The organism is Pseudomonas zanjanensis, assembly GCF_014268745.2.
GTDB classification, from domain to species: Bacteria; Pseudomonadota; Gammaproteobacteria; order Pseudomonadales; family Pseudomonadaceae; genus Aquipseudomonas; species Aquipseudomonas zanjanensis.
In genome coordinates this window covers 3,126,642-3,141,913 of the sequence record NZ_JABWRB020000001.1, presented here as the reverse complement: position 1 = coordinate 3,141,913, position 15,272 = coordinate 3,126,642, and the positions used below count along the sequence as shown (strand labels likewise).

The window sequence follows — 15,272 nt, the reverse complement described above, 5'->3', positions numbered from 1 at the left end:
CCGAACCTGTGGCGAGGGAGCTTGCTCCCGCTGGGCCGCGAAGCGGCCCCAAAGGCCCCACCTCCCAATCAATCTGACACTCCGAGGTGACAGTTCTGGGGCTGCTGCGCAGCCCAGCGGGAGCAAGCTCCCTCGCCACAAAAGCGGGTTTTTAACACCGCCGTTCCGAAAAAATTAACAACGTTTAACTCACGCAAACGCCTCCTCTGACCGGACCATGAAGCGATCCACCCACCTCAAGGAACCCTGTCATGAGCACCTTCATCACCCGCGACGGCACCGAGATTTACTACAAGGATTGGGGCACTGGGCAACCGGTGGTCTTGAGCCACGGCTGGCCGCTGAACTCGGACAGTTGGGAGGGGCAGATGATGTTCCTGGCGTCCAACGGCTACCGGGTGATCGCCCACGACCGCCGTGGACACGGCCGCTCCAGCCAACCCTGGGACGGCAACGACATGGACACCTACGCCGATGACCTGGCTGAGCTGATCGAACGGCTGGACTTGAAAGACGCGGTGTTGATCGGCTTCTCCACGGGCGGTGGTGAAGTGGCGCGCTACATCGGCCGCCATGGCGCGGCCCGCGTCGCCAAGCTCGGCCTGATCTCGGCGGTGACGCCGTTGATGCTCAGGACCGCGGCCAACCCCGGTGGCTTGCCGATCGAAGTGTTCGACGGTTTCCGCCAAGCCTCCCTGGCCGACCGTTCTCAGCTATACAAAGACGTGGCCAGCGCGTTTTTCGGCGCCAACCGCCCGGGCGCCAAGGTCTCCCAAGGCATGATCGACTGGTTCTGGATGCAAGGCATGCAGGCCGGCCACAAGAACACTTACGACTGCATCAAGGCGTTCTCGGAGACCGATCTTTCCGAAGACCTGCGCAACATCGACGTGCCGACCTTGGTGGTGCACGGCGATGATGACCAGATGGTCCCCATCGAAGCGGCCGGCATTGCCGCTGCCCAGTTGCTCAAGAACGTGCAGTTGCTGGTCTACCCCGGCGCGCCCCATGGCCTGACCGATACTCACAAGGACCGCTTGAACGCGGACCTGTTGGCGTTCATCCAGGGTTGATCAAGCCACAAACCTGTGGGAGCGGGCTTGCTCGCGAATGCGGTGGCACATTCGACATAAGTGCCAACTGACCCACCGCTTTCGCGAGCAAGCCCGCTCCCACAAGATCGGCATTCAACAGGAACAACACCCATGAACCGCAACGATTTACGCCGTCTCGACATGAACCTGCTGGTGATCTTCGAGGCGCTGATGTTCGAGAAAAACCTGACCCGCGTCGCCGAAAAGCTGTTCATGGGCCAGCCGGCGGTGAGTGCGGCGCTGGGGCGGTTGCGGGATCTGTTCGACGATCCGTTGCTGATCCGTCACGGTCGCGGCATGGAACCGACGCCGCGGGCCCTGGCGATCCTGCGAGAGCTGCAACCGGCCATGGACACCATCTCCGGCGCGGTCAGCCGGGCCAAGGCGTTCGACCCGTCCACCAGTTGCGACGTGTTTCGCATCGGTCTGTCCGACGATGCCGAATTCGGCCTGTTTCCTCCGCTGCTGAGCCAACTGCGCGAAGAAGCGCCGGGGATCATCGTGGTGGTGCGCCGGGCCAATTTCCTGCTGATGTCCTCGCTGCTGGCCAGTGGTGAAATCAGCGTCGGCGTCAGCTACACCACCGACCTGCCGGCCAATGCCAAGCGCAAGAAACTGCGGGACATTCCCTGCAAGGTCTTGCGCGGCGACAAGCGCCCGGGGCCGCTGACCCTGGACGAATACTGCTCGCGCCCCCATGCCATGGTTTCGTTTTCGGGCGACCTGAGCGGCAACATCGACTTGGACCTGGCCCGCATCGGCCGGTGCCGCAAAGTGGTGTTGGCGGTGCCGCAATTCAGCGGGCTGCGAGCATTGTTGGCGGGCACCGAGCTGATCGCCACCGTGCCCGACTACGCCGCCTGCGCACTGGTGGAAGGCTGCGCCTTGCGCGCCGAGGACCCGCCGTTCGAGATCAACGCCGCCGAACTGTCGATGGTCTGGAGCGGCGTGCATGACAACGACCCGGCCGAACGCTGGCTGCGTTCGCGCATCGCCAGCCACATGTCGCAACCACTGCCGGCCGCTGCGGTCGCGGACGGAGCCCACCGATGAACCTGACCGATGAGCGCCCGTTGCAGGACCTGGGCTTGTTGTTCCTGCGCCTGAGTGGCGGATTGTTTTTGCTGTGGGTCCACGGCTTGCCGAAGCTCTTGAATTACAGCAGCGAGCTGACCCGCATCGAAGACCCGTTCCACCTCGGCGCCGCGCCGACCCTGGTCCTGGCGATTTTCGCCGAGGTGCTGTGTCCGCTGTTGATCATGGCCGGTGTGCTGGTGCGCCTGGCGTGCCTGCCGATCCTGTTCCTGCTAGCCGTGGCGCTGCTGGTGGTGCACCCGCAGTGGAGCCTGGAAGAAGGCCAGTTTGGCTGGTTGCTGTTGATTGTATTTACCAGCGTGTTCATTGCCGGCCCTGGACGCCTGGCGCTGAACGCGCGTTTTGATGGAGTGCTGCGTCATGCCTGAGTCCCAAACCCTCGGATCCACCGCGAGCCCGGCGGTACCCGGTTTCGATGAAATCGTCACCTTGGTGGTCAAGCACCGAATCAAAGCCGGGCAGAACGATGCCTATGAGGCCTGGTTGCGGCGCATCGTCACCGTGGCTGGCCAGTGGCCGGGCCATTTGGGCGTCGATGTTGTGCGGGGCAAGCAGGACGGATTGTCATTGTTTACCTGCGTGCTGCGTTTTCGCTCCACCGAGGCCATGCAGCGCTGGCTGGACTCCCCCGAGCGGCGTGAATTGGTGGCCGAGGCTGCGCCACTGTTGGCCGACGGTGATCAGATCGAGGCCGGTTCGCACAAGGAATTCTGGTTCGCCCCGTTGGCCGATGCCGCCACGCCACCGCCGCGCTGGAAGCAATCGGTGGTGACGCTGCTGGTCATCCTGCCGCACACCTTGCTGGTGCCGTTGCTCTGGGGCCCGTTGCTGCAACTCAACGCCTTTCTGTCCAACTACGTGGTCGCCACGTTTTTGATCACCGTGACCATCGTGCTCTCGGTGGTGTACGTGTGCATGCCGCTGGCGACCCGGCTGTTCGCGCCGTGGCTGGAAGCTTCCACAACCCACGAACACTTGGAGCCCTGAGCAGCGCCGAACTTTTGTGACAAACATTGTTGTGGCGAGGGAGCTTGCTCCCGCTGGACGCGTAGCGTCCGCTCTTTTGGGGCCGCTTCGCAGCCCAGCGGGAGCAAGCTCCCTCGCCACGGATTAGTCCGCACATCCATTATTGTTGAAGGAAATCCGATGAACGCCGACCTGATTCTGTTCAATGGCCAATTCCACACCGTCGATCGCGAGAAGCCTCGCGCCAGCGCGGTCGCCATCAGCCAGGGCCGCTTTGTCGCCGTGGGCACCGACGCCGAGGCCATGGCCCTGCGCGGCAGCGGTACCCAGGTCATCGACCTCAAGGGCCGCACCGTCATTCCCGGTCTCAACGACTCGCACCTGCACTTGATCCGGGGTGGCTTGAACTACAACCTGGAGCTGCGTTGGGAAGGCGTGCCGTCGTTGGCCGATGCCTTGCGCATGCTCAAGGACCAGGCCGACCGCACGCCAACGCCGCAATGGGTTCGCGTGGTGGGCGGCTGGAACGAATTCCAGTTCGCCGAAAAGCGCATGCCGACCCTGGAAGAACTCAACCAGGCCGCCCCCGATACGCCCGTGTTCGTGTTGCACCTGTATGACCGCGCCTTGCTCAACCGCGCCGCGCTGCGTGTCGCCGGCTACACCCGCGACACGCCGAACCCGCCGGGTGGCGAGATCGTACGCGACAGCAAGGGCGAGCCCACCGGCATGCTGGTGGCGCGGCCCAACGCGATGATCCTGTATTCGACGCTGGCGAAAGGGCCGAAGTTGCCGCTGGAATACCAGGTCAACTCCACCCGCCAGTTCATGCGCGAACTCAATCGCCTGGGCCTGACCAGCGCCATCGACGCCGGCGGCGGCTACCAGAACTACCCGGACGACTACGAGGTCATCGAGCAGTTGGCCCGCGAGCAGCAGTTGACGGTGCGCATCGCCTACAACCTGTTCACCCAGAAGCCCAAGGAAGAACTCACCGATTTCAAGAACTGGACCGGCAGCGTCAAGCTGCACCAGGGCGACGATTTCCTGCGGCACAACGGTGCCGGGGAAATGTTGGTGTTCTCGGCGGCGGACTTCGAAGACTTCCTCGAACCGCGCCCGGACCTGCCACCGGGCATGGAACAGGACCTGGAGCCGGTGGTGCGTCACCTGGTGGAGCAGCGCTGGCCGTTCCGCCTGCACGCCACCTACGACGAATCCATCAGCCGCATGCTCGACGTGTTCGAGAAGGTCAATCGCGACATTCCGTTCAATGGCCTGCCGTGGTTTTTCGACCACGCCGAAACCATCACGCCGAAAAACATCGAGCGTGTACGGGCACTGGGCGGCGGTATTGCGATCCAGGACCGCATGGCCTTCCAGGGCGAATACTTCGTTGACCGCTACGGCGCCAAGGCCGCCGAAGCCACGCCGCCGATCAAGCGCATGCTCGCCGAAGGCGTGCCGGTGGGCGCCGGCACCGACGCCACCCGCGTGTCGAGCTACAACCCGTGGACTTCGTTGTACTGGATGGTCAGTGGCCGTACCGTCGGCGGCCTGTCGTTGCACGAAGAGGGCCTGCCGCGCCTGACCGCGCTGGAGTTGTTCACCCACGGCAGTGCCTGGTTCTCGTCGGAGCAGGGCAAGAAAGGCCAGATCAAGGTCGGCCAACTGGCGGACCTGGCGGCCCTGAGCGCGGACTTCTTCAGCGTCGAGGAAGAAGCCATCAAGTGGATCGAGTCGGTGCTGACCGTAGTGGATGGCAAAGTGGTGTACGCCGCTGGCGACTTCGAAAAACTCGGCCCGGCCAGCGTCCCGGTGCTGCCGGACTGGTCGCCGGTGGTCAAGGTCCCGGGCCACTGGCGCCCGGCCTCACCGCTGCAGGCGCAAGTCCACCAGTGCAGCGGGCCGTGCAAGGTGCATTCCCACAGCCACGAACGGGCGCGATTGTCGAACGTTCCGGTCAGCGATTTCCAGGGTTTCTGGGGCGCGTTTGGTTGTTCCTGCTTTGCCTTTTGACTAACACATTTTCCCCTGTGGGAGCGGGCTTGCTCGCGAAAGCGGTGTGTCAGCTTGCAAGGCTGTCGGATGTGACGACGCCTTCGCGAGCAAGCCCGCTCCCACAGGGGGCCTGTAACATCCATCCCAAAGGAGTCACCCCATGAGCAACGTTCCCGCCTACAACCGTCTGAACAAAGACGACGCGGTCGTCCTGCTGGTCGATCACCAGACCGGTCTGATTTCCCTGGTCCAGGACTTCTCGCCCAACGAGTTCAAGAACAACGTATTGGCGCTGGCCGACCTGGCGAAGTTCTTCAACCTGCCGACCATCCTGACCACCAGCTTCGAACAAGGTCCCAACGGCCCGATCGTGCCGGAACTCAAGGAAATGTTCCCGGACGCGCCGTACATCCCGCGTCCAGGCCAGATCAACGCCTGGGACAACGAAGATTTCGTCAAGGCAATCAAGGCCACCGGCCGCAAGCAACTGATCATCGCCGGCGTGGTCACCGACGTCTGCGTGGCGTTCCCGACCTTGTCGGCGCTGGCTGAAGGCTTTGACGTGTTCGTCGTCACCGACGCTTCGGGTACCTTCAACGAAACCGTGCAACAAGCCGCCTGGGTGCGCATGACCGCTGCTGGCGCGCAGATGATGAACTGGTTCTCGGTGGCCTGTGAGCTGCACCGCGACTGGCGCAACGACATCGAAGGCCTGGGCAACCTGCTGTCCCAGCGCATTCCGAACTACCGCAACCTGATGAACAGCTACTCGGCGCTGACGGCCAAGTAAGCGGTTCATGTTGTATGACGCCCGCCTTGTGCGGGCGTTTTTGTGCAGGGCATTAAACCCTTGCAAACCGAACCACCGCTATCGCGAGCAAGCTTTGCTCCCACATGGGATCGGGAAAAACCTGTGGAAGCAGCTTGACCAGATCAGCTTTGCTCCCACATGGGATCGGGAAAAACCTGTGGAAGCAGCTTGACCAGATCAGCCTTGCTTCCACATGGGATCGAGGGAAAGCCTGTGGGAGCAAAGCTTGCTCGCGATGGCGATGGTACATTCGACACCTTTCCAACCTGCATTACACCACCCACAATGCCCAACTCATCTCCCTGACTGTCCACTCCAGGAATGACAATGAACCCCTTCGAAGAAATGCGCATCTTTGCCCAGGTCATGGAGTCAGGCAGTTTCACCGCCGCCGCGGACAAGCTCGGGCTGTCCAAGCAGTTCGTCAGCCGCAAGCTCATGGCACTGGAGCAGCGCCTGGGCGTGCGCCTGCTCAATCGCTCGACCCGCCGGCTGGACGTCACCCCGTTGGGCCAGCGTTACTACGAAGCGGCACTGCGCCTGCTCAATGACGTCGAACAAGTGGAGCAGGGCATCAGCGGCCAGACCAGCGAGCCCCGCGGCACGATTCGCCTCAGCGCACCGCTGTCCTTCGCTGTGGCGCACCTGGGCAGCCTGTTGCCGCTGTTTCTGCAACGCTATCCGGGCGTCAGCGTCGAGGTGGACCTGAGCGACCGTTCGGTGGATCTGCTGGGGGAGGGCTATGACCTGGCGCTGCGCATCGGCGTGCTGGAGGATTCGACCCTGATTGCCCGGCGTATCGCGACCATCGAGCGGGTGTATTGCGCCAGCCCCACCTACCTGGCGCAAAAAGGCACACCCGCGCGGCCTGAAGACCTGCGCAGCCATGACTGCCTGCCCTATGGTCACAGTCGTCAGGTGCAGTGGCGTTTCGCGGGGGCGGGCAAACCGTTGACGCTGGAGGTCACGGGGCGCATGCGCGCCAATAATGGTGATTTGCTCAGGGACGCGGCCATTGCCGGCATGGGCATCACCTATCTGCCCGCTTTCATCCTCGGCGATGCCTTGAAGGATGGTCGGCTGATCAAGGTCCTGGAAGGCTTCGAGACCGAACCGTTGGCGCTATCGGCGGTGTATCCCCAGCATCGGCAAAGTGCACGCCCAGTGCAGGCGTTGGTGGAATTCTTACGCGAACAAATGCAGTAAAGGGGCGCAACGCATTCAGCCGCCACATGACGGCTGAAGCATCTGGCGCTTTGATCAGGCGGCGAGGTTGGCGCTGCTCAGTTCTTTTTTGTACTGCGCTTTCATGGTTTCCATTTCCGCGCCCAAGGCGTCGAGCTTGGCCTTACCCAGCAGTTTTTTCGCGTGGGGGAACATTTCCTTTTCTTCTTCTTCGATGTGGTGCTCAAGCAGTTCCTTGACCACTTTCACCCGACCGGCGAATTCCGGCTGGGTTGGATCGGTGGTTTTCAGGTCCGGCAGCACCAACGAGTCGACGGTGCGGTGTTCTTCCTTGGCCTCGTAGTACATTTCGGCCTCGTCCTTGCCACCGGCTTGCTTGAACGCCGGATAAAGAATTTCTTCTTCCAGGCGGGTGTGGATGGAAATTTCCATTTCCAGTTTCGCCAACAGGTCGGTGCGTTTTTTCACGGCGCGCTCGGTCGACTCGCTCAGTTGAGTCAAGATGGCTTTGACGCGCTCATGGTCGGCTTTCAACAGATCGATGGCATTCATGGGGAGCTCCTCGGCAATTCACGGATGCGGGCAGGCTTCGAGCGCCGACGCCGCGTAAGAGCTGAATTGCATGAGCTGTGCCAGCCGAGACGGGTTTTAAAACGCTTTAAAAACAATGGGTTGAGATGTTCTTGATTTTCAGTGTCGTGCAAGCTGCATGAGCCGGGGAAAAAACGCGTTGCAGTTTGCGCTGATGGCTAGCCACGGCGCGTTCGAATCGACATGCATCTCAGCCGATCACCAAATGGAAAGGCCACTGCGCTTTGGCAGTCAGGTTGGTCGAGCCGAAGTTATCGATCCTCACGTGTGTGCCAAAGGCGCAGCAGGTAAAGGGTGGAACTGACTATTTCATAGCGTATTTCGTAGTGGCCGACCTGAATCCTGCGCACATCTCGAGGTTCGAATTCTTCCAGGCGTTCACCCATGCGCGGGTTGGTCAGCAGAACGGTTGGCGCGGCCGTGAGTTGTTGCACGGTTCGCGCGGCGGCGGGTTGATTAACCGCCGCCAGAAACTCGTAAAGTCGAGCAATGTCGGAAAGCGCCTTGCTGGTCCACTTCAATTCCATCAGCGCGGTACCGGTAGCGGCGTGTCGGTGCTGAGACTATCGGCCCAAGCCTGGACAGCCTGGTGGTCAATCACTCGGCCAGCGTCAACATCGGCCAAGGCCTCGTGGGTCAGGCGGCTTCGCTCCTCCTCCTGGTCGATCCAGGCAGATAGCGCTTGTTTGACGATCCAGTTCCTGGAACGCTCAAGACGCTCAGCCATCAGGTCGACTTTTTCGGCCAGGTGCACGGGGACGTGAGCGGTGACCGAGCGGGTTTTGGCGGTGGTTGTCATGATGGAGTTCTCCTTTGGCAAATCGCAATGCGAGCCAGTCTTCTGGAACAGTCGCTTCTGGAAGGTGATTATAGGTGATTGGCTCTGGTTTGCTGTGGGGCAAAATAAATCATATTAAATAAGACTTCATCGATAACTGTCTGAGCCAGACCGAGCCACGGCTGACCGCCTGTCAGACCAGCCTGGATCAGGGGGCGGCAACTTCGCCGCTTTGAAATTGACTTGTCTGGCCACCCACAGCACTATCTGCCCATGACTTACGTACGCCGAATGAACATGATGTATTCCTCCATGACCGCTTCTGGCGGGCCATGAGGTCATGCGTGCATAGCATTTGACGTGTTACCCCAAGCCCCGCCAGAGATGGACGGGGCTTTTTAGTTCTCCGTCCAGACATGGCTGACGGAGAGTGAAATGTTCGAGATTAGACGAGCCAGCCACAGCGATTCCCAGACAGCATTCGACATTCGCCTGTTAGCGATCCGGCACCAATGCATCGGCGCCTACAGCGAGACGCAGCTATTGGCCTGGACGGCCGGTGCGGCCGATGATGGCTATTACACACTGATGGAGAAGCACTTCTATCTGGGCTGTATGGATGGAGAGCCGGTGGCGACAGGCATGCTTGACTTGGAGAACAGCGAAATCGGCGCGATCTTTGTGCATCCTGGCTTTATGCAGCAGGGTATCGGCGGGAGAATCCTGAAGCACCTTGAATGCCTGGCGCGAGAGTTGGGTCTGAAAGAAGTCAAGCTTGATGCGACATTGAATGCGGCTGACTTTTACCGACGCTGCGGTTTCGTGGGGGAGGAGCCTGCAATTTACCATTCCCCTTCGGGGCTTCAACTGGCATGTATTCCTATGGTGAAGCGGTTTTTATAGTGCAGGTTGATTTGATTGCTCAGGAACGGGAGCAAGGAAAAGGCAGTGATCACGGCTTCTGAAAACCATCATCGCCCAAACGCAGAAACGGCACCCAAAGGTGCCGTTTCTGTTTTCTACGATCTACCGCTACACGATCAACCCGTCAGCCCAGCCTGCTGAACCAACGTCAGCAACGGCTGCGGGTACACGCCGAGGAAGAACGCCAACACGGCGATGGCCAGCAGCATCACGCCGCCTGCCTTCTGTTCCCAGTGCAACTCGGCGTCGTGGCGACGCAGGTTCGGTTCCATCAGGTACAGGGTGACCATGACGCGCAGGTAGTAGAACACGCCGATGGCACTGCCCAGCACCAGGGAGCCGACCAGCCACCATTGGTGGGCCTCGACGCCGGTGGCGATGATGTAGAACTTGCCGATGAAGCCGGCGGTCAGCGGAATGCCGGCCAGGGACAGCATCATCACGGTCAGCACGGCGGTCAGGTACGGACGGCGCCAGAACAGGCCGCGGTATTCGTACAGGGCGTCGGCGTCGCGGCCGTTGTACGGCGAGGACATCAGGGTGATCACGCCGAAGGCGCCGAGGCTGGTGATCACGTAGGTGACCAGGTACACGCCGATGGCTTCCACGGCCAGGCCCTTGCTGGCGATCAGGGCGATCAGCAGGTAGCCGAAGTGGGCGATGGACGAGTAACCCAGCAGGCGCTTGAGGTTGCTCTGGGTCAGTGCCAGCAGGTTACCGAACAGGATCGACGCGATGGCGATGATGGTCAGCACGTTGCTCAGCACGCCGCTGCTGGCCACTGGCGAGATCTGGAACAACCGCACCATCACTGCGAACACCGCCACTTTCGACGCAGTGGCAAGGAACGCCGCCACGGGCGCCGGGGCGCCTTCGTAGACGTCCGGGGTCCAGAGGTGGAACGGAACCAGCGACAGCTTGAACGCCAGGCCGATCAGCATCATGCCCAGGCCCAATTGTGCTATCGGGCTAGGAAGGCCGGTGGCGGCCAGGGCCTGGCCGATGCCGACGAAGCTCAGGGTGCCGGCTTCGGCGTAGAGCAGGGCCATGCCGAACAACAGGAACGCGGAACCGGCCGCCGACAGCACCATGTACTTGATGCCGGCTTCCAGGGAGCGCTTGTTGAAGAAGGCGTAGGCCACCAGGCCGTAGACCGGCACCGACAGCAGTTCCAGGCCGATGAACAGGCTGGCCAGGTGCTGTGCGCTGACCAGGACCAGCCCACCGGCGGCGGCCATCAGGATCAGCAGGTACAGTTCTTCGCGGTTGCCCGGGTAACCCGAACCGCCATCGCCGAGGTAGGCGTGGGCGAGAGTGACGCAGGCCAGGGTGGCGACCAGGATCAACGCCATGTAGAGGCAGGCGAAGCTGTCGATCTGGATCAGCGGCGTGACCGCCAGTGGCGCGACTTTCAAGGCCGGCAAGATCGACAGCAAGGCCAGGTTCAGCCCCGCCACCGACAGCAGGAAGGTCTGTGAGTGATTGCGCCGCCAGGCGATCGCCAGCATCACCACGATGATCGTGGCGCTGGTGATCAACAGCGGCGCAAGCGCGATAAAGTGTTGAATCGTGAATTCCATAGCGCTCTTACCGGGCCGAAGCGAGTTGAGAGAAGGCGGTGCCGAGCCACTGCTGCACGCCATGCATCGTGGCGGCAGAGGTGTCGAGGAACGGTTGCGGGTAGACGCCGAGGTAAACCAGCAGCACCGCAAGGCCGAGCACCATGATCAGTTCGCGACCGTCCATGCCACGCAACACTTCATCCGACTTGGCCGGACCGAAGTAGGCGCGGTGGATCATGATCAGCGAGTAGACCGAACCGAACACCAGGCCGGACGTGGCAATCGCCGTGATCCATGGCGCGCTGACGAACGAGCCGATCAGGATCAGGAACTCGCCGACGAAGTTGCCGGTACCCGGCAGGCCCAGGGAAGCGGCCGCGAAGAACAGGCTGATGGCCGGCAGGTAGGCGATGCGCGACCAGATGCCGCCCATCTCACGCATGTCCCGGGTGTGCAGGCGCTCGTACAACTGACCGCTGAGGATAAACAGTGCGGCGGCCGACAGGCCGTGGGCGAGCATCTGGATCACCGCGCCTTGCAGGGCCAGCTGGCTGCCGGAGTAGATCCCGATCAGCACGAAGCCCATGTGCGAAACGCTGGAGAAGGCGATCAAGCGCTTGATGTCGGTCTGGGCGAACGCCAGGAACGCACCGTAGAAAATCCCGATCAGGCCCAGGGTCATGGCAATCGGCGCGAACTCGGCCGAAGCGTTGGGGAACAGCGGCAGGGCAAAGCGCAGCAGGCCGTAGGCCGCGGTCTTCAGCAAGATACCCGCCAGGTCCACGGAACCGGCGGTCGGCGCCTGGGCGTGGGCGTCCGGCAACCAGGAGTGGAACGGCACCACCGGCAACTTCACCGCGAAGGCGATGAAGAAACCGAGCATCAGCACGTACTCGGTGGTCTTGGACATCTGCACTTTCAACAGGTCGGCGTAGTTGAAGGTAATCACGCCGGTGTTGTTGAAGTTGACCAGCACCAGGCCAAGGATCGCCACCAACATGATCAGGCCGGAAGCCTGGGTGAAGATGAAGAACTTGGTCGCCGCGTAGATCCGGGTTTTCTTTCCGTCCGAAGAACTGTGACCCCAGAGCGCGATGAGGAAGTACATCGGCACCAGCATCATTTCCCAGAAGAAGAAGAACATGAACAGGTCCAGCGCCAGGAACACGCCGACGACGCCGCCCAGGATCCACATCAGGTTCAGGTGGAAGAAACCGACGTGACGCTGGATCTCTTTCCAGGAGCAGAGCACCGAGAGGATACCCAGCAGGCCGGTCAGCAGGATCATCAGCAGCGACAGGCCGTCGAGGGCCAGGTGCACGCTGATGCCGAAGCGCGCGATCCAGGCGTGCTTGAACTCAAGCGCCCAGGTCGGATCGGCGCCAGGGGCCGGTGCAAATGAATAGTCGCCGGTCGCCCACAGCCAGAGGCCGAGCGCGAGTTCCAGGGACATGGTCAGCAGCGCAATCCAGCGCGGGAGCGTGGAGCTGGAGCGCTCCGCGATCCAGCACAGCAGGCCGCCGATGAAGGGGATCAGGATTAGCCAGGGCAGAATCATGACGGGCTCGTTTCCTTTCGCAAGTTCGCAAGGTTCATATCAGACCGCTACCAGCACGATGGCGCCGATAACCAGCACGGCGCCAGCCGCCATGGAAGCCGCATACCAACGCAGTTGACCGGTCTCGGTACGGCTCAGGGCAGTGTGGCCGCCCTTGGCCATGCGCGGGATCAGGCCAATGGTCTGGTCGAGCGGGTCTTTGCGCAGAATGTGGCTGATCGCAAGGTATGGCTTGACGAACAGTTTGTCGTAGATCCAGTCGAAGCCCCAGGCGGCGAACCACCAGGCCGAGAGGAAACGCCCGATGCCGCTGTTGGCGATCGCCGTGACGAAACGGCGCTTGCCGAGGAACAGCAGGGCAGCCAGCAGGATCCCCGCCAGGGCGATGGCGCCCGAGGCGATTTCCAGGCTGTGCTTGGCTTCGCCGCCGGCATGGCCGACGCTTTGCGGCAGCACATCGGCCAGCGGTGGGGTGATCATGGCGCCGACGAAGGTCGACAGCACGATCAGCACCGACAGCGGCAGCCAATGGGCAATGCCGTGGCCGGCGTGGGCTTCGGTCTTGGCTTCACCGTGGAACGCGATGAAGATCAGGCGGAAGGTGTACAGCGAGGTCATGAACGCACCCACCAGGCCCGCGTAGAGCAGACCCTGGTTACCGCTGGCGAACGCTTCCCAGAGGATCTCGTCCTTGGAGTAGAAACCGGCGGTGACCAGGGGCAGGGCCGCCAGGGCCGCGCCGCCAACGATGAAGCTGGCGTAGGCCAACGGCAGTTTCTTCCACAGGCCGCCCATCTTGAAGATGTTCTGCTCGTGGTGGCAGGCAACGATCACCGCACCGGAGGCAAGGAACAGCAGCGCCTTGAAGAAGGCGTGGGTCATCAGGTGGAAGATCGCGCCTTCCCAGGCACCGACGCCCAGGGCCAGGAACATGTAGCCGATCTGGCTCATGGTCGAGTAGGCGAGGATGCGCTTGATGTCGGTCTGCACCAGGGCGGCAAAACCGGCCAGCACCAGGGTCACACCGCCGACGATGCCGACCAGGTGCAGGATGTCCGGCGCCAGGGCGAACAGGCCGTGGGTACGGGCGATCAGGTAGACACCGGCGGTCACCATGGTCGCGGCGTGGATCAGTGCCGAGACTGGGGTAGGGCCGGCCATCGCGTCCGCCAACCAGGTTTGCAGCGGCAGTTGCGCGGATTTACCGACAGCGCCGCCCAGCAGCATCAGGGTCGCCAGGACGATCCAGAAGTCACCGACCTTGAAGTGCTCGGGCGCCTTGACCAGCAGTTCCTGGATGTTCAGCGTACCCAGTTGCTGGAACAGGATGAACAGGCCGATGGCCATGAACACGTCGCCGATGCGGGTGACGATGAACGCCTTGAGCGCGGCGTTACCGTTGTTGCGGTTGCTGTAGTAGAAACCGATCAACAGGTACGAGCACAAGCCCACGCCTTCCCAGCCGAAGTACAGGAACAACAGGTTATCGCCGAGCACCAGGAACAGCATGCTGGCGATGAACAGGTTGGTGTAGGCGAAGAAGCGCGAGTAACCGGCTTCACCGCGCATGTACCAGGAAGCGAACAGGTGGATCAGGAAACCCACGCCGACCACCACGCCGAGCATGGTCACCGACAGGCCGTCCAGGTACAGGGCGAAGTTCGGCGTGAAGCCCTCCACCGCCATCCACTGCCACAGCACCTGCACGTAACGGCCACCTTCCGGTGGGGCGACGTTGAATTGCCAGATCACGTAGGCCGTGACGATGGCGGACAGGCCGATGGAGCCCACGCCTACCAGCGCCGACAGGTTTTCCGACCAGCGTCCACGGGAGAACGACAGCAGCAGGAAACCGACAAGGGGAAATATGAAAGTCAGGAAGAGAAGGTTCATCCGCGCATCTCGCTGGCAGCGTCAATATCGAGAGTGTGGAAGCGGCGATACAGCTGCAACAGGATCGCCAGGCCGATACTGGCCTCGGCGGCTGCCAGGCTGATCACCAGGATGAACATGATCTGTCCATCCGGTTGCGCCCAGCGAGCGCCCGCGACGATGAAGGCCAGGGCGGAGGCATTCATCATGACCTCCAGGCTCATCAGCACGAACAGGATGTTGCGGCGGACCATCAGGCCGACCAGACCGAGGCAGAACAGGATGCCGGCAACCGCCAGGCCATGTTCGAGAGGGATAGCAGGCATGTGATTACTCCTTCGCCTCGTTACGGCCCAAATGGAACGCCGTGACGGCTGCGGCAAGCAGCAGCATCGAGGCGAGTTCGACCACCAGCAGGTACGGGCCGAACAGGCTGATGCCCACGGCCTTGGCGTCTACGGTGGTGTGGCCGATGGCCTGGCCGCTCTGGTGAGCGAACAGCACATACAGCAATTCACCCAGCAACAGGGCGGACAGGATCACCGGTCCCGCCCAGATGCCGGGCTTGAGCCAGGCGCGTTCCTGCTGCACCGCGGCCGGGCCGAGGTTGAGCATCATCACCACGAACACGAACAGCACCATGATGGCGCCGGCGTAGGCGATCACTTCCAGGGCACCGGCGAACGGCGCGCCGAGGGCGAAGAAGGTCATGGCCACGGCGATCAGCGAAATGATCAGGTAGAGCAGGGCGTGCACGGGGTTGGTGTTGGTGACCACACGAAGCGTGGACACCACCGCGATACCCGATGCGAAATAGAAAGCGAATTCCATCTTT

16 protein-coding genes are annotated in these 15,272 nt (G+C 61.9%); 8 read left to right on the top strand and 8 right to left on the bottom strand.

Annotated elements, in window-relative coordinates:
- The first annotated feature begins 251 nt into the window (after positions 1–251).
- The 7 genes from HU715_RS13165 to HU715_RS13135 all read left to right on the top strand — a co-directional run bounded on the left by HU715_RS13165 (position 252) and on the right by HU715_RS13135 (position 7,173).
- Positions 252–1,073 (top strand): alpha/beta fold hydrolase, encoded by an 822-nt coding sequence (locus HU715_RS13165; RefSeq protein ID WP_186709733.1) that lies wholly within the window; start codon positions 252–254, stop codon positions 1,071–1,073.
- A gap of 132 nt (positions 1,074–1,205) precedes the next feature.
- On the top strand, positions 1,206–2,147 hold the full coding sequence (locus tag HU715_RS13160) for a LysR substrate-binding domain-containing protein (RefSeq protein WP_186709747.1): 942 nt from the start codon (positions 1,206–1,208) through the stop codon (positions 2,145–2,147).
- Complete coding sequence (locus tag HU715_RS13155; RefSeq protein ID WP_186709749.1) at positions 2,144–2,557, top strand: DoxX family protein; 414 nt, start codon at positions 2,144–2,146, stop codon at positions 2,555–2,557. Before HU715_RS13160 ends, HU715_RS13155 begins: the two co-directional genes overlap by 4 nt.
- Positions 2,550–3,176 (top strand): antibiotic biosynthesis monooxygenase, encoded by a 627-nt coding sequence (locus tag HU715_RS13150; RefSeq protein WP_186709750.1) that lies wholly within the window; start codon positions 2,550–2,552, stop codon positions 3,174–3,176. The genes HU715_RS13155 and HU715_RS13150 overlap by 8 nt, the downstream gene beginning before the upstream one ends.
- Positions 3,177–3,335: 159 nt before the next feature.
- A complete protein-coding gene (locus HU715_RS13145; RefSeq protein ID WP_186709751.1) occupies positions 3,336–5,174 on the top strand; it encodes an amidohydrolase in 1,839 nt (612 codons plus the stop codon).
- A gap of 142 nt (positions 5,175–5,316) precedes the next feature.
- Positions 5,317–5,946, top strand: a complete 630-nt coding sequence (ycaC, locus tag HU715_RS13140) for an isochorismate family cysteine hydrolase YcaC (RefSeq protein ID WP_186709752.1) — start codon at positions 5,317–5,319, stop codon at positions 5,944–5,946.
- Positions 5,947–6,294: 348 nt separating this feature from the next.
- Positions 6,295–7,173 carry a LysR family transcriptional regulator gene (locus HU715_RS13135; RefSeq protein WP_186709753.1) on the top strand — a complete coding sequence of 293 codons (879 nt, stop codon included), beginning with the start codon at positions 6,295–6,297 and terminating at the stop codon, positions 7,171–7,173.
- Between the two features lie 54 nt (positions 7,174–7,227).
- Here the strand turns inward: HU715_RS13135 and HU715_RS13130 are convergent, their stop codons facing one another.
- The 3 genes from HU715_RS13130 to HU715_RS13120 all read right to left on the bottom strand — a co-directional run bounded on the left by HU715_RS13130 (position 7,228) and on the right by HU715_RS13120 (position 8,542).
- Positions 7,228–7,704, bottom strand: a complete 477-nt coding sequence (locus HU715_RS13130; RefSeq protein ID WP_053123224.1) for a PA2171 family ribosome-binding persister protein — start codon at positions 7,702–7,704, stop codon at positions 7,228–7,230.
- A gap of 290 nt (positions 7,705–7,994) precedes the next feature.
- Positions 7,995–8,270: a type II toxin-antitoxin system RelE/ParE family toxin gene (locus HU715_RS13125; protein WP_186709754.1), complete on the bottom strand. Its 276-nt coding sequence runs from the start codon at positions 8,268–8,270 to the stop codon at positions 7,995–7,997.
- The gene (locus tag HU715_RS13120; RefSeq protein ID WP_186709756.1) at positions 8,270–8,542 is read right to left on the bottom strand and encodes a CopG family ribbon-helix-helix protein; all 273 of its coding nucleotides are present in this window, start codon (positions 8,540–8,542) and stop codon (positions 8,270–8,272) included. The genes HU715_RS13125 and HU715_RS13120 overlap by 1 nt, the downstream gene beginning before the upstream one ends.
- A 414-nt stretch (positions 8,543–8,956) precedes the next feature.
- On the opposite strand from HU715_RS13120, the gene HU715_RS13115 reads away from it, so the two are divergent.
- Positions 8,957–9,424 (top strand): GNAT family N-acetyltransferase, encoded by a 468-nt coding sequence (locus HU715_RS13115; protein ID WP_186709758.1) that lies wholly within the window; start codon positions 8,957–8,959, stop codon positions 9,422–9,424.
- A gap of 137 nt (positions 9,425–9,561) precedes the next feature.
- On the opposite strand, the gene nuoN is transcribed toward HU715_RS13115, so the two are convergent.
- The 5 genes from nuoN to nuoJ are packed head-to-tail and all read right to left on the bottom strand — an operon-like array spanning position 9,562 to position 15,268.
- Positions 9,562–11,025, bottom strand: a complete 1,464-nt coding sequence (gene nuoN, locus HU715_RS13110) for an NADH-quinone oxidoreductase subunit NuoN (protein WP_003203388.1) — start codon at positions 11,023–11,025, stop codon at positions 9,562–9,564.
- 7 nt (positions 11,026–11,032) lie between these two features.
- Positions 11,033–12,565, bottom strand: coding sequence for an NADH-quinone oxidoreductase subunit M (nuoM, locus tag HU715_RS13105; RefSeq protein WP_053123219.1), 1,533 nt, complete (start codon positions 12,563–12,565; stop codon positions 11,033–11,035).
- Positions 12,566–12,604: 39 nt separating this feature from the next.
- Positions 12,605–14,458: an NADH-quinone oxidoreductase subunit L gene (gene nuoL / locus HU715_RS13100; RefSeq protein ID WP_186709762.1), complete on the bottom strand. Its 1,854-nt coding sequence runs from the start codon at positions 14,456–14,458 to the stop codon at positions 12,605–12,607.
- Complete coding sequence (gene nuoK, locus HU715_RS13095) at positions 14,455–14,763, bottom strand: NADH-quinone oxidoreductase subunit NuoK (protein ID WP_003180046.1); 309 nt, start codon at positions 14,761–14,763, stop codon at positions 14,455–14,457. Before nuoK ends, nuoL begins: the two co-directional genes overlap by 4 nt.
- Positions 14,764–14,767: 4 nt before the next feature.
- Positions 14,768–15,268, bottom strand: a complete 501-nt coding sequence (gene nuoJ / locus HU715_RS13090; RefSeq protein ID WP_186709763.1) for an NADH-quinone oxidoreductase subunit J — start codon at positions 15,266–15,268, stop codon at positions 14,768–14,770.
- Positions 15,269–15,272: the final 4 nt, after the last annotated feature.

Excerpts from the sequence above, each read along its gene's own strand:
- HU715_RS13165 (WP_186709733.1), top strand. The coding sequence starts at position 252 with ATGAGCACCTTCATCACCCGCGACGGCACCGAGATTTACTACAAGGAT.
- HU715_RS13160 (WP_186709747.1), top strand. The coding sequence starts at position 1,206 with ATGAACCGCAACGATTTACGCCGTCTCGACATGAACCTGCTGGTGATC.
- HU715_RS13155 (WP_186709749.1), top strand. The coding sequence starts at position 2,144 with ATGAACCTGACCGATGAGCGCCCGTTGCAGGACCTGGGCTTGTTGTTC.
- HU715_RS13150 (WP_186709750.1), top strand. The coding sequence starts at position 2,550 with ATGCCTGAGTCCCAAACCCTCGGATCCACCGCGAGCCCGGCGGTACCC.
- HU715_RS13145 (WP_186709751.1), top strand. The coding sequence starts at position 3,336 with ATGAACGCCGACCTGATTCTGTTCAATGGCCAATTCCACACCGTCGAT.
- ycaC (WP_186709752.1), top strand. The coding sequence starts at position 5,317 with ATGAGCAACGTTCCCGCCTACAACCGTCTGAACAAAGACGACGCGGTC.
- HU715_RS13135 (WP_186709753.1), top strand. The coding sequence starts at position 6,295 with ATGAACCCCTTCGAAGAAATGCGCATCTTTGCCCAGGTCATGGAGTCA.
- HU715_RS13130 (WP_053123224.1), bottom strand. The coding sequence starts at position 7,704 with ATGAATGCCATCGATCTGTTGAAAGCCGACCATGAGCGCGTCAAAGCC.
- HU715_RS13125 (WP_186709754.1), bottom strand. The coding sequence starts at position 8,270 with ATGGAATTGAAGTGGACCAGCAAGGCGCTTTCCGACATTGCTCGACTT.
- HU715_RS13120 (WP_186709756.1), bottom strand. The coding sequence starts at position 8,542 with ATGACAACCACCGCCAAAACCCGCTCGGTCACCGCTCACGTCCCCGTG.
- HU715_RS13115 (WP_186709758.1), top strand. The coding sequence starts at position 8,957 with ATGTTCGAGATTAGACGAGCCAGCCACAGCGATTCCCAGACAGCATTC.
- nuoN (WP_003203388.1), bottom strand. The coding sequence starts at position 11,025 with ATGGAATTCACGATTCAACACTTTATCGCGCTTGCGCCGCTGTTGATC.
- nuoM (WP_053123219.1), bottom strand. The coding sequence starts at position 12,565 with ATGATTCTGCCCTGGCTAATCCTGATCCCCTTCATCGGCGGCCTGCTG.
- nuoL (WP_186709762.1), bottom strand. The coding sequence starts at position 14,458 with ATGAACCTTCTCTTCCTGACTTTCATATTTCCCCTTGTCGGTTTCCTG.
- nuoK (WP_003180046.1), bottom strand. The coding sequence starts at position 14,763 with ATGCCTGCTATCCCTCTCGAACATGGCCTGGCGGTTGCCGGCATCCTG.
- nuoJ (WP_186709763.1), bottom strand. The coding sequence starts at position 15,268 with ATGGAATTCGCTTTCTATTTCGCATCGGGTATCGCGGTGGTGTCCACG.